This window comes from Synechocystis sp. PCC 6803 substr. PCC-P, from assembly GCF_000284455.1.
Lineage (GTDB): Bacteria > Cyanobacteriota > Cyanobacteriia > Cyanobacteriales > Microcystaceae > Synechocystis.
Genome location: NC_017039.1, coordinates 2,312,523 through 2,325,922, shown reverse-complemented (window position 1 = coordinate 2,325,922; position 13,400 = coordinate 2,312,523). Strand labels below are relative to the sequence as shown.

The window sequence follows — 13,400 nt, the reverse complement described above, 5'->3', positions numbered from 1 at the left end:
AATCGTTGAATCGCACTTATGTACGACCTAAAAATAGACAGAATAATCCTACAGCAAAGCAAATTCATCACCTTAGTGCTAACTCCCTTAGCCAGTGTACATAGCTTATTTTTTCACACATGAAAGCCTGTAAATAACGTAGTTTGTCTAACATTGTTGTACCTGCTTCTTTTGGGATTACCAGTAATTTTAGTATTAAATAAGCAATTATACAGGTATAGATTTGAATCCCAATTGCATTCTCATTTTTGGCAATCAGTCTATTCAGCTTTAAGTGCATTTTTAAGAATTTCCATAACAATTCTATTTGCCATCTTTTTTTATAAATTTCTGCTATTTTTTCATCACTAACTCCTTCTATTTCTTTACTTTCTATAGGTAAATTTGTAACCAATCTAAACTCTGAATTATCATGGGTGAATATTACCACTCTACTCTCTATTTTATTCTTTCCAGTTCCAACCATATAGTTATCATTGGCTAATTTTTCTAGCTTTATATTATTCTTTATTCTTAATACATGATATTTGTTATTCTCCTTTTGTAATCTCTTGATTCTCTGTAAGTCACAAAATCCTCTATCCATTACTGCTACTCCATTTTCTGGAGTCTCTTCTATTGTTTCATTCCCATATTTATTATCATGACCTTGTCCAAAGTGAATTACTATTCCCCCCGGAATCCCTGTTGATAAGTTAATCCCACTGAATACTTTTACCTGATGAAATCCAAGGTTCCACATCAACTTACTAGTTATGCTGACAATGGTTGAATCGAGAGGAAATATTTCTAATTCTCCCTGCTTAATTTCCTTCCTTTTCGACAATTCCTTTTTTAAGGAAAATATTATTTCTCTAAAAACTCCTACATCCCTTTTTTTGCTTGCCTTTGAGAATGTAGATATATCGACTGTCTCTCCTCGTAAGTTCAGTCTTTTAAACATACTCCTCATGCTTGTCTGGCTCTGGTCTAACACTAATCCTAACCAGATACTCACAAACTTAAATGTGTCTAATACTGGGTAGTCATCTTTAGGAAAATTAGATAGATAAGTTTTGACAATATGTCCAAAATTTGATATCATCTCTTCAATTATTCTAATATTTCTGCCCTTTATTCTATCATTTTAAAGGGCTTTTTTTCTCTTTATAACTATCGTTCAACACTTCTGCTTCTGAGCAAATGATAAACTAAGATGTGTAAACCACGAAAAAAGCTTAATATCTTCACTTTCCAGGGCTTTTATTTGTATGATTTCAGAACTTTTTATTAAAAGATTTTTTATAAAGTCAGATTTAAATTTCTCATGACAATTTAAAGAATTATCAGTAAAATTATATCCCCAAGCACATTGAGCATTATATAAAAGAAGAGCATTTAACGGCATAATATATGGCTTACTAGACAGTTTTAAAGTTGATTTAATTTCATCTTTCAATAGATTTACGCGTTTATTTAGTGGAAAATCATCAGAGCTTCGACGATCAATTCGATTAAGTATAAAAATCATTGATTCAGTAGAGCCATGTAGATATTCAACAACGTCTTTTAGCTCATTTAATAAAACTTGCCTATGCTCCTCATCTACATGAGAATAATCAAGAGCAACAAGACAGAAAGCATTTCCAACTAAAGACTGGATTACTTTAAGATTTTTGCTATCTTTGATAGATTTTAATCCTGGTAAATCAACAAATTCAATAGCTAGTTCTTCAGGTAAACCTGATAATGCTCTGTCATAACCAGGTAAAAGTGGTAATCTAACTTCGATTTGAGGTGAAATGTAAATTTTCCTTTTTTTAGTCTCATGGTACTTCTGCATGACTTGATGGATGCGGTTATAAATTTCCTCATCGCTCAAACCTGACCATTCTCCCGTTTCCCAGACTGCGCCCTCCGTTTCCTCAATCTTTAAGTGACTGCCTTCACCATGTTTAATCCGTAAAACACCGCCGCTCATCTCCCCCGCTTCAATAGGCGCAATCCGTCGGCCAATTAAAGCGTTAACAATCGTTGACTTTCCCGAAGAAGTTGTGCCGATCATAGCAATACGTAAACTCGGATTAGCCAAATCCAGCACTGCCTGATCATAGGCTCGGCGAAAATCTGCCAAATCCTGCTTGAGCTTCTCATCCTCAAATACTTCTGACGCAACCCCCACCAGATCAGAAATGGCATTACCCAATTCATCCAGCCAGGAGCGAGCTTGACTTAGCTTAGCTTCAATATTCATCGTGTACCTGTTCTAACGCCGGAAAGCTCAGACTTAACCGAGTTTGCCTATCAGGATAATTCAGATTTTAGGGAAAAGTATCTTTGGTACATGAATTTTTATGAAGTTTGGCGATCGCCAAAAAAGAGTCAGGAGCTTGGTTAATTCCCAGCGATGGGGGAAGAAAAAACAAGGTATCTTGGAGTAGGACAAAGCTTTTAAGGCACCTACTAGATTTTTGGGAAGATTGTAGCAATGGGCTTGTTTGACGATGTCGGCCGTTTTTTAGAAGACCGTCTGGAAGAGTTTTTACAGAACAACCCCCATTTGGAGTTGGAAGCTCTGTTGGAACAGTTGAAAGAACAGGAAGCCGACGCTCGCCGCCTACTGACAGATTTACAGCGGAAAAAACAAGATCAAGAAGCCCAGATTCTCAACCTAGCTCAGGATATTCAGGCTTGGCATAGCCGCATTCAACAGGCTAAAGCTGCTGGCCGAGAAGATTTAGCCCAAAGGGCCCAGGAAAGGGAAGCTACCTTACTGCGTCAGGGCAATCAGGTGTGGGGACAAAGGGTGGGGACAGAACAACGGATTAGCCAAGCCCAAAGTTTGCTCCAGGAAATTCAGCAACGGCAAAAGGAAGTACAACAAAAGGCTAAACAAATGGCCGCCGAGCAAAAAGCATCCGAGGCCCAAAGAAGGGCGGCGGACACCATGGGCTGGAATCAAGGCAGTACCGGGGAAACCTATCGCCGGGAGTTAGACCCCCTGGAAGCGGAATTTAAAAAGTGGGAATTGGAAAAGGAATTGGAACGCTTAAAACGCAACGCCACTAAATAGTTTTCTTGTTCTTAGAATTGACTGTGGCAAATGTGACCAGAGATGGTTAGTTAGGTAGCCAAAGCCTTGGTAGTAAAGAGAAAAATATACAGCCCAGCCATTTTTGTCAGAGATGAAATGCGGAAAAAGCCGCCCGAATTTGTTTGGTAAAAACTTTGCCGCCTGGTTTGATGGCAAATTCGGGATAATGAGCCGGGTTATTAGTGGTGATTTAGTCCCCCCTATCCCCGTCCCTGGCAGTGTCAACGCTGACATATTGTCACTAGAATTGAAGCTAACGCCTAGGGCTTTCCTCGCTATTTTTGACTAGGCTTGCCCAGTCTTGTCACAGTGCCCACCGTCAATTAAGCAAAATGTTACAGGTCGAATAGGCTTTTCCCTGCCCATAATTGTACTAACTTCACACCGATGACTGTTATGTTATCTTGCCTCACCCAGCAACAAGAACTTTTGCAATCCCTCGCTGACCGGGTTGGGCAACCAGCGATCCAGGATAACCTTTACTTTTGCCTAGCTGGTCAATTCACGTGGGTGGAAGATTGGTACACAACGGCGATCGCCGGTGACGTCTTAATTTTTGATGCGGGGGAAAAGGAGCAACTGGCTAGGGTTTTGCAACAATGGGAGCAGTTTACGGGGCATGTTATCCTGATCACCGGCTTGACGGAAGAGCCCGATCCCCAAACTTTTTTAACCCAATTAGCCCTGGGAAAACAACAACGGTGCGGAGAAAGACATTTCCATTGGATCGTACTAGTTGACCCCACCATTGAAGAAGCTTTTCGCGGCCTACAGACTTTCTTGGACGGCAAAAGCCATTGGTTAGATCTGCGCCTGGGGGTGGGGGATCTGGAGCAGTGCACCGATGAACTCTGGCAGTGTGTGTGGTTAGAACCATCACCATTGGCTCCGGAGAAACGCCAGGAAATGCTGGTCAATTTACCCCATTGGTTGGCCGAAATTGTTGACCAAAAACAAAACCTCGAACTAGAACCGATTAGCCTTCTGCAGGCGAAATTATCCCTTCTCCAGGGTTTAGCGCGGGAAAGCCGGGGAGAAATGGGCCGAAAACAGGCCCAGTGCCACTATCGGGAGAGTTTGGATGTCTGGGAACTGCTGGGAGATACGGAGGCAATTATTTGGCTGAGTCTGCGGCTGGGCTATCTTTTCCTACTCCAAGCCTACGGAGAAAAAAGTCGCGGCCATCAACTTTGGCAACAAACCCGCAATTATGCCCAAACGGCGATCGCCGCCCTGGAAAACCAGCAATGGCACTTCACCCATGGGGAAACCCTCAACCTATTAGGAGAAATCCTGCGAGGACTAGAAGACTGGGAGCAACTGCGGCAGGCCGCCGAAAACAGCCTGATTTTTTTCTATCAACTTTCCCCCTTTGCCGCCACAGACACCACCCCGGAGCGCAATCAGGAAAAGCTTTGGACCGAATTGGAATTACAGGGGCTAATTTCCCTAGCCCACAGTTACCTTTGTGAAGCCTTGGTGGAGCAATGGAAATTTGATGAGGGCAAGGAAGCTTTAAAAAGAGCCTTTGAAACCAGGCCTAAGCAGGTTGAAGAGCGGGATTATCGCCCCTGCTTGGCAAATTTGCATTACCTTGCCGGTCGGGTACAGTTAGCCAATGACCAGATTAGGGAATCCTTAATGACTCTGCGCCAGGCCCAAACCCTGGTGTCCTTTGAAGATAATCCCCGGCTATACTTAGCCATTCTGGTGGAATTAAGGGAGTGTTACTTGCAGTTGGAAGATTGGCTGGCGGCCCTGGCCATTGACCAGGAATATCAAGCCAGGGAATACCGTTTAGGTCAGCGGGCCTTCATTGGTCCAAAGCCCCTTCCCTGTTGGCCAGAACAACGCATTTGCCGCCATCCCCTAGCACCAGAAAAAATGTTGGGAGGTGGGGCGGAGGCTCGGTCTGCTGTGCAGTCAAAAACGATGGTTTCCCTTACTTGGCAGGACCTGCAAAAGGTCTGGGAACAAAAGCCCACGCCAGTTTTGGTGCTAACGGGGGAGCCGGGGGTGGGCAAAACTTCTTGGTTGGCGGGGGAAGTGTTGCAACAAATGTCCCCGGAGCGGGTGCTTTTGGTGGATTTTACTCCCCACTGGGCAGAAAAGTTATGGGTCCACCTAGGGGAAAGCTTTAGTCTGCCTTCCTTGGGGCAAGCTACAACCCCGGAGTTGGTGTCTGCCCTGCAAGCTCTACCAATTTTGGACTTGCTGTTGGTATTGGACGGAGAAAACGGCTCCCTACCTTGGCAAAAAAGTCCTTCCCTACGTCAGCAGGAATTGGCCCAAGTACTGTGGCAATGGCTATTGACCACCAGTCCGTCCCAGGGTGTGCGTTTGTTAATTTCTGTGCCCCCAACGGCGATCGCCGACCTCTATGAAGAGTTGAAGGGACAACTGGGGGAAGAACATTCCCTGCCCCCCCTGCAATACCAAACTCTCTCTCCCCCCACCCTAGGGCAGGCCGAGAATTGGCTAACCCAAGCCATGGCCCAATGCCGCCATCCGTGGCCCCCAAGCCTACAGTCCCAGTTTTTGGGAGATCTAGCCATGGAAGGCAATGGAGAACAGCAGCCCTGGCTCCATCCCATTGATTTGCAACTGTTGGGAACCGTTTTGGAACAGGAGCAGGTAACTAAGTCAGCGGATTACCAGGGTAAAAAGTTAGATGAATGGTTGACCTTGGCTGTGCAAACCTATTTGGCTTTTTTACCCCCCCATCTGCTCAAAAAGGCCTTGCAGTTACTCAAAAGCCTGGCCGATGGACAGCAAGCTCTTTGTCTCAAAACCGAATATCAGTTACTAGCCGCGCTCTATTCTGCCCCTGAACCGGCCGCGGATAACCCGCCGGAGTTTGCCCAAGAAGACATTCAGCAATTGCAGTTACTGCTGACCCTATTGCTCCGGGGCAGATTAATCATTGTGATTTCCCAGGCCACATTACCCTATTACCGTCTCAGTACGACTCATTTAGCCCATGCTCTCCAGGGGAAAAGTGCCGTTATTTCTACCCCCGCACTGATTAATGCTGGCCGCCGCGGTAGTAAATCCAATCCTAATTTAATCGCCCCATCCCCTGGCGATCGCCAACAGGGCAACGAGGATTTGATCGCAGAGTTGGAGGCCGGCTCCAGTGCAGAGGAACAGGTGGTCGCCCAAAAATTGAAAGCGGCCCAATTGCAATACCAAAAATTAGTGGCTGGGATCAACCTGGAAAAGCAATGCCAGTTTATTCTCAAACAATTTCTCGTCTATCCCCTAGAGGCTCTGCTGGCGGCGGTCAAAACTGGGCAGGATTTACAAAAATTAGTCACACCGGAAACCCCTCTGGTGCAATATCCCAGCCTGGCTCCCTGGCTTTCTCTCCACAGCATTTTGGCTCGGATTAATGAATGTAACCGTTGCCACCATGAGGGGCCTGTTACGGTTCTGCGCATTAGCCCTTCCATGGAAAACACTCCCCCCTTAGTGCTCACCGCCACCACCAATGGCATCGCTTACCTTTGGTCTTTTCACGGCGAACTGATTAACGTTTTGCGGGGACATCAAGAAGCCATTACGGCATTGGACTGGAGTGCCGATGGTCAATACTTTGCCACCGCTTCTGCCGACCACACCGTTAAACTTTGGCAACGCCATGGGGAAGAAGTTGCAACCCTCAGGGGCCACGAAGACTGGGTGAGGAGTGTGCATTTTAGTCCCCATCATCAGTTTTTAGTTACTAGTGGTCAAGATAACACTGCACGCATTTGGAATTTTGCTGGGGAACAACTCACCCTCTGCCAGGGCCACGCCGACTGGGTCCGCAATGCTGAATTCAATTGCCATGGACAGATTTTACTCACTGCCTCGCGGGATGGCACGGCTCGGTTATGGGATCTAGAAGGTCGGGAAATTGGCCTCTGCCAGGGGCATACCAGTTGGGTCCGCAATGCCCAATTTAGCCCCGATGGCCAATGGATTGTGACCTGTTCTGCCGATGGCACTGCCCGGTTGTGGGATCTGAGTAGTCAATGTTTTGCTGTTTTAAAAGGGCACCAAAACTGGGTTAACAATGCCCTTTGGAGTCCCGATGGCCAGCACATCATCACGTCTTCTAGTGACGGCACCGCTAGGGTTTGGAGTCGCCATGGCAAATGCTTGGGCACCCTCCGGGGCCATGACCACAATATCCATGGAGCCCGTTTCAGTCTTGACGGCCAAAAAATTGTCACCTATTCCACCGACAATACGGCCCGACTTTGGACTAAGGAAGGCACTTTGCTCACCATTCTGCGGGGCCACCAAAAAGAAGTTTACGACGCTGATTTTAGTGCTGATGGTCGCTTTGTTTTCACCGTCTCCGCCGACCAAACCGCCCGTCAATGGGACATTTCCCAAAAAGATACCATCACCCTCACTGGCCACAGCCATTGGGTACGCAATGCCCATTTCAATCCCAAAGGCGATCGCCTGTTGACTGTTTCCAGGGATAAAACGGCCCGTCTCTGGACCACAGAGGGGGAATGCGTTGCCGTGTTAGCAGATCACCAAGGCTGGGTGCGGGAAGGTCAATTTAGCCCGGACGGCCAATGGATTGTCACTGGATCGGCGGATAAAACTGCCCAACTTTGGAATGTACTGGGCAAAAAATTGACTGTTCTGCGGGGGCACCAGGACGCGGTGTTGAATGTGAGATTTAGTCCCGATAGCCAATACATTGTCACCGCCAGCAAAGACGGCACCGCACGGGTTTGGAATAATACCGGCCGGGAATTAGCGGTGTTGAGGCACTACGAAAAAAATATTTTTGCGGCGGAGTTTAGTGCCGACGGCCAATTCATTGTTACCGCGTCGGATGACAATACTGCAGGCATCTGGGAAATTGTCGGCCGGGAGGTGGGCATATGCCGGGGCCATGAAGGACCAGTGTATTTTGCTCAATTTAGTGCCGACAGTCGTTACATACTGACAGCCTCCGTGGATAACACCGCCCGGATCTGGGATTTCCTTGGTCGCCCCCTATTAACCTTAGCTGGCCATCAAAGTATTGTTTACCAGGCCAGATTTAGCCCCGAGGGAAATTTGATCGCCACCGTCTCCGCCGACCATACCGCTAGGCTTTGGGACCGCAGTGGTAAAACGGTAGCGGTACTATACGGCCATCAAGGTTTGGTGGGTACTGTGGATTGGAGTCCTGACGGACAAATGCTCGTCACGGCTTCCAACGATGGCACTGCGAGGCTTTGGGACCTTTCGGGAAGGGAGTTGCTCACCCTGGAGGGCCATGGCAATTGGGTCCGGTCAGCAGAATTTAGTCCTGATGGTCGCTGGGTTTTAACGTCCTCCGCCGATGGTACGGCCAAGCTTTGGCCGGTGAAAACGTTGCCCCAACTCCTGAGCCAGGGTGGACAATGGCTGAAAAACTACCTCACCCACAATGCCTTGGTGTCCCCGGCCGATCGCCCCGGCGCGAAAGTAACCTAATTTTTACAATGCTAAGTACAGATTCCAGAGCCAAAGTTTATCTGATGGGGGCTGGCTTGGGGCCCGTGGCCTACCTGACTCAAAGGGCGATCGCCGTGTTGGGTAGGGCAAATGTGGTAATTTATGACGCCTTGGTGTCCCAGGAGCTTTTTGATCTCCTGCCGCCAGATTGTGAGCGAATTTTCGTCGGCAAACGGGGGGGACAACCCAGCACTCCCCAGGCCAAAATTAATCAGTTATTGGTGGACCATTACCGACGGGGCAAACAGGTAGTACGGCTGAAAAGCGGTGATCCCTGGATTTTTGGCCGCATTATGCCGGAATTGGCAACCCTAGTGACCCACCATTGTGCCTATGAAGTAGTACCAGGAATTTCCTCGGCGATCGCCGGGGCAGGACTAGCAAGCATTCCCCTCACAGCCAAAGATAGCGGGGCGGGTTTTTTTGTCATGGACGGCCATGATCCCCACCGTTGGCCTTGGCCTGCCCTGGCCCAATTGCCCACTTTGGTAATTCTCATGGGGACCAAAAATTTGTCGTTGTTGGTCAATGAGTTAGTCCGAGCAGGTAAATCTCCCCACACCCCCATGGCAGTGATTAAAAATGCCGGCAGACCGGAACAGCAAACCTGGGAAGGAACCCTAGCTGATATGGTGGAAAAAACCCAAGGACAGTCCCTCGCCCCAGCGGTAATTGTCATTGGAGATGTTGTTAGTCAAAGGATTATTCCCGCCTTGCCTCCCCTGCCCCTGACCGAAAAAACTATTCTGGTTACCAGGGCCGCCGACCAAGCGAGCCAGTTTACCGAGCTTTTGCACCAGCAAGGGGCCACCGTCTTAGCCATGGCTGCCCTGGAAATTGTGCCCCCCAAGGACTGGCAACCCCTCGACCAGGCGATCGCCAAGTTGGGGGATTTTGACTGGCTAATTCTGACTTCCGCCAATGGGGTGGAGTTCTTTTTTCAAAGATTGCAACACCACGGTTTGGACAGTAGGGCCCTGGCGGGATTAAAGTTGGCGGTAGTGGGCAAAAAGACCGCCCAAAGCCTAGAAAAATTTGGTCTCAAGCCAGATTTCATTCCCCCGGATTTCATTGCCGATGCCCTGGTGGAACATTTTCCCCACTCCCCAGCAGGACTAAAAATACTTTTTCCCCGGGTGGAAAGTGGTGGCCGGGCCCAATTAGTCCAAGAATTGAGCCAAAAACAAGCCTTGGTTACGGAAGTCCCCTCCTATCAATCCGCCTGCCCTGGCCATATGCCCGAAGAAGTGTGGCAAAGTATCGTTAATCAAACGGTGGATGTGATCACCTTTGCCAGTTCCAAAACCGTCAGCCATTTTCGGCAACTGTTGGCCCAGACTAGCCAAGCTAACGGTTACCAAGATTGGCGTTCCCTAATTAACCATTGCCAAATCGCTTCCATTGGCCCCCAAACTTCCGAACGCTGTTTACGGGAATTGGGTCGGGTGGACATTGAAGCAACGGAGTACACCCTAGAAGGCCTAACCGGGGCCATTACTAATTATGTTTACCAAAATCCGTGACCTTGCCTCTCCATTGCCATTGATGGCGGCCATGGCCGCCTTGGGGGGGATGCTGTTTGCCCCCGTCGTCCGTAGCCAAGAGACAATTTTTCAAGAAAGTGTCCAAAGCCAAACCACCTTTGCAGCTCAGCAATGTTCAGTCAAACTCACCGATCCCAGTGAAGAAATGGCCATGGACTGTAATCAGCTTTCCATCACGGAGGGGGACGGCACTATTAATTTCCACTACGACGATGGCGATGTCATGGGTTTTTCTTTCGTGCTGGAATACAATGACGACCCCATACTGGTCAATGGCAAAATCAATAGCAATCAGTACAATGTCATTGGTACTTTTCTCTGGACTGCGGAAGATGGCATTGTTGACGAAACTTTAACGGAGGCCACAGGGAACTGTCGGGCCACCCCAGCCCAGGTGGTTTGTCAGGCTACCATTGACAACACCATGAAGGTGGAAGCGGTGGTGGATTTCTAGTTTGTTTAGGTTAATTTTTGAGCACCATTGAGCTTATTCCCTCTACTTTTCCCTGATCTTCCGTAGTTGCACTGTTTCCTTAGTTGAGGTGTTGATGAAATGTTGGTTAGCGGCGGCGGATTTGCTGGTGATTGCCGCTGAAGATTTGCCAGCTTACAAAAAAGGTGGTTCCATTGTTCGGAATAATTATTTTTGGGCCCTCCAGGCGATCGCCTGTCACAGCGGGCGGGGTCGAGATTGGGAGTTCGACGAAGTGGTGTGGGTAGCCCTGGGGAGACTATTGCTGTTTTTTCTTAATTCTGGTTATCTGATGACATCCGAAACCCTGCTGGAATTTCCCTGTGATGAAGTTATTCCCCTTAGCCTGCGGTCGGTGGCCACCTGGCAAGCTCCCGGGGACGATGGAGGACTAGAATCGTTTTGAGGGCGCGATTTAGGCTGGCAAAGCAGGTTTTTGGTTTTTTTTGGAATTATTAGTCACAAAAAAGCTGTCGTATAGTATGGTATTAGCCTTTAACATGTCTTCCGACTCCCCAGAAACCGTCAGTGCTATTCCGTGCTATTTCCCCATAAGCTTTTAAACTGAACCTGTCCTGCCAAGGCTTTTTCCGGTGTTTATCCCCCTCGACTTTTATCGTATTTTAGGCATTCCTCCCCAGAGTGGTGGGGAAACCATTGAGCAGGCCTACCAAGATCGCCTTTTACAATTACCCCGGCGAGAATTTAGTGACGCCGCAGTTACTCTCCGCAATCAATTACTGGCGATCGCCTATGAAACCCTGAGGGATCCGGAAAAACGTCAGGCATACGACCAAGAATGGTGGGGAGCCATGGATGAAGCCCTGGGGGAGGCCTTACCCCTCACTACCCCGGAGTTGGAATGTAGCCCAGAGCAAGAAATTGGAGCCCTGTTGATCCTGTTGGATTTGGGGGAATACGAACTCGTGGTTAAGTATGGTGAGCCAGTACTCCACGATCCCAACCCTCCGGCGGGAGGCCTGCCCCAGGACTATTTGCTTTCGGTAATTTTGGCCCACTGGGAACTGAGCCGGGAACGTTGGCAACAACAGCAGTATGAATTTGCCGCCACCGCCAGTCTTAAGGCCCTAGCTCGGTTGCAACAGGATAATGACTTCCCCGCCTTGGAAGCAGAAATTCGTCAGGAACTATACCGTCTGCGACCCTACCGTATCCTCGAACTTTTGGCTAAGGAGGGGCAAGGGGAGGAGCAACGTCAGCAGGGTCTAGCTCTGTTGCAAGCGATGGTGCAGGACCGGGGCGGCATTGAAGGTAAGGGGGAAGATTATTCCGGATTGGGAAATGATGACTTTCTAAAATTCATCCACCAACTACGCTGTCACCTCACAGTGGCCGAGCAAAACGCCCTATTTTTGCCCGAAAGTCAACGGCCATCTTTAGTAGCAAGCTATTTGGCAGTACATAGTCTGATGGCTGAGGGAGTGAAGGAACAGGACCCCATGGCCATTGTCGAAGCAAAATCTTTGATTATACAGTTGGAAAATTGTCAAGATTTGGCCCTAGAAAAGGTAATTTGTGAATTATTATTGGGTCAAACGGAAGTTGTTCTGGCGGCGATCGACCAGGGAGATCCGAAAATAGTAGCTGGCCTCGAATCTAAGTTAGCGACGGGGGAAGACCCCTTAACTGCTTTTTATACTTTCACTGAGCAGTGGCTAGAGGAAGAAATTGTCCCCTACTTTAGGGATCTTTCTCCGGAGACCCTTTCCCCCAAGGCCTATTTCAATAATCCCTCCGTTCAGCAGTATCTAGAACAACTAGAGCCGGATTCCTTCACCACTGACAATTCTTTTGCCTCCCCTGCCCTCCTTAGCACCGCAACGGAATCGGAAACTCCCATGGTACATAGTTCCGCCGCCCTTCCCGATCGCCCTTTGACCTCCACCGTTCCCTCACGACGGGGACGCAGTCCAAGACGTTCCCGAGACGATGTTTTCCCCAGCGCCGACAATTCCAGTGGTTTGGCCGTCACCACCCTATCTCCGGCGATCGCCTACGACACCCACTCCTTGGGCACCAACGGTATTGGCGGGGATAGCACTAGCAACGGTTTTTCCAGTAACTCCGCCCCAGAATCCACCAGTAAACATAAATCTCCCCGGCGACGCAAAAAACGGGTGACCATCAAGCCGGTGCGCTTCGGCATTTTTCTGCTTTGCCTAGCAGGCATTGTGGGGGGGGCAACTGCCCTAATTATCAATCGTACTGGCGATCCCCTAGGTGGGTTGCTAGAAGACCCCCTAGATGTTTTCCTGGACCAACCTTCAGAATTTATCCCCGATGAAGCCACGAGCCGGAATTTGATTCTCAGTCAACCCAACTTCAATCAGCAAGTGGGTCAGATGGTAGTACAAGGCTGGCTTGATAGTAAAAAGTTAGCCTTTGGCCAAAACTACGATGTCGGGGCATTGCAGAGTGTTTTAGCCCCCAATCTCCTTGCCCAACAACGGGGTCGGGCCCAACGGGATCAAGCCCAAAAGGTCTATCACCAATACGAACACAAGTTGCAGATTTTAGCCTATCAAGTTAACCCCCAAGACCCCAACCGAGCCACCGTTACTGCCCGGGTAGAAGAAATTAGCCAGCCCTTTACCCTAGGTAATCAACAGCAGAAGGGCTCCGCCACCAAAGATGACTTGACTGTGCGCTATCAGCTAGTACGACACCAAGGGGTTTGGAAAATTGACCAAATACAAGTGGTAAATGGCCCCCGTTAGTGCGTGGCGTTAACTCCCCTTTTGACCAATGGCATACGGCTAGATGCCCCCATAGGTACGGAAACCTGCACTTCCGAGAACTA

At 48.6% G+C, this 13,400-nt stretch carries 8 protein-coding genes; 6 read left to right on the top strand and 2 right to left on the bottom strand.

Annotated features, from left to right (window positions below):
- Positions 1 to 67: 67 nt before the first annotated feature.
- Positions 68 to 1,084, bottom strand: a complete 1,017-nt coding sequence (locus tag SYNPCCP_RS10975; protein WP_010872287.1) for an IS4-like element IS4Sa family transposase — start codon at positions 1,082 to 1,084, stop codon at positions 68 to 70.
- A 75-nt stretch (positions 1,085 to 1,159) separates the two neighbouring features.
- Positions 1,160 to 2,233: a dynamin-like GTPase family protein gene (locus SYNPCCP_RS10970; RefSeq protein WP_010873295.1), complete on the bottom strand. Its 1,074-nt coding sequence runs from the start codon at positions 2,231 to 2,233 to the stop codon at positions 1,160 to 1,162.
- A gap of 234 nt (positions 2,234 to 2,467) precedes the next feature.
- On the opposite strand from SYNPCCP_RS10970, the gene SYNPCCP_RS10965 reads away from it, so the two are divergent.
- The 6 genes from SYNPCCP_RS10965 (at position 2,468) to SYNPCCP_RS10935 (ending at position 13,317) form a co-directional block, all read left to right on the top strand.
- Positions 2,468 to 3,052, top strand: coding sequence for a TIGR04376 family protein (locus SYNPCCP_RS10965; protein ID WP_010873294.1), 585 nt, complete (start codon positions 2,468 to 2,470; stop codon positions 3,050 to 3,052).
- A gap of 408 nt (positions 3,053 to 3,460) precedes the next feature.
- Positions 3,461 to 8,542 (top strand): hypothetical protein, encoded by a 5,082-nt coding sequence (locus tag SYNPCCP_RS10955; RefSeq protein ID WP_010873293.1) that lies wholly within the window; start codon positions 3,461 to 3,463, stop codon positions 8,540 to 8,542.
- Positions 8,470 to 10,086, top strand: coding sequence for a uroporphyrinogen-III C-methyltransferase (gene cobA, locus SYNPCCP_RS10950; protein WP_010873292.1), 1,617 nt, complete (start codon positions 8,470 to 8,472; stop codon positions 10,084 to 10,086). The genes SYNPCCP_RS10955 and cobA overlap by 73 nt, the downstream gene beginning before the upstream one ends.
- Entirely contained in the window at positions 10,067 to 10,561 is a 495-nt protein-coding gene (locus SYNPCCP_RS10945) for a hypothetical protein (RefSeq protein ID WP_010873291.1), read from the top strand. The genes cobA and SYNPCCP_RS10945 overlap by 20 nt, the downstream gene beginning before the upstream one ends.
- A gap of 88 nt (positions 10,562 to 10,649) precedes the next feature.
- Positions 10,650 to 10,985, top strand: coding sequence for a hypothetical protein (locus tag SYNPCCP_RS10940; RefSeq protein WP_010873290.1), 336 nt, complete (start codon positions 10,650 to 10,652; stop codon positions 10,983 to 10,985).
- A gap of 187 nt (positions 10,986 to 11,172) precedes the next feature.
- A complete protein-coding gene (locus tag SYNPCCP_RS10935) occupies positions 11,173 to 13,317 on the top strand; it encodes an IMS domain-containing protein (RefSeq protein WP_010873289.1) in 2,145 nt (714 codons plus the stop codon).
- The last annotated feature ends 83 nt before the right edge of the window (positions 13,318 to 13,400 follow it).

Bases quoted from the DNA above. Each gene is read 5' to 3' on its own strand.
- SYNPCCP_RS10965 (WP_010873294.1), top strand. From the start codon at position 2,468: ATGGGCTTGTTTGACGATGTCGGCCGTTTTTTAGAAGACCGTCTGGAA.
- SYNPCCP_RS10945 (WP_010873291.1), top strand. From the start codon at position 10,067: ATGTTTACCAAAATCCGTGACCTTGCCTCTCCATTGCCATTGATGGCG.
- SYNPCCP_RS10975 (WP_010872287.1), bottom strand. From the start codon at position 1,084: ATGATATCAAATTTTGGACATATTGTCAAAACTTATCTATCTAATTTT.
- cobA (WP_010873292.1), top strand. From the start codon at position 8,470: ATGGCTGAAAAACTACCTCACCCACAATGCCTTGGTGTCCCCGGCCGA.
- SYNPCCP_RS10955 (WP_010873293.1), top strand. From the start codon at position 3,461: ATGACTGTTATGTTATCTTGCCTCACCCAGCAACAAGAACTTTTGCAA.
- SYNPCCP_RS10970 (WP_010873295.1), bottom strand. From the start codon at position 2,233: ATGAATATTGAAGCTAAGCTAAGTCAAGCTCGCTCCTGGCTGGATGAA.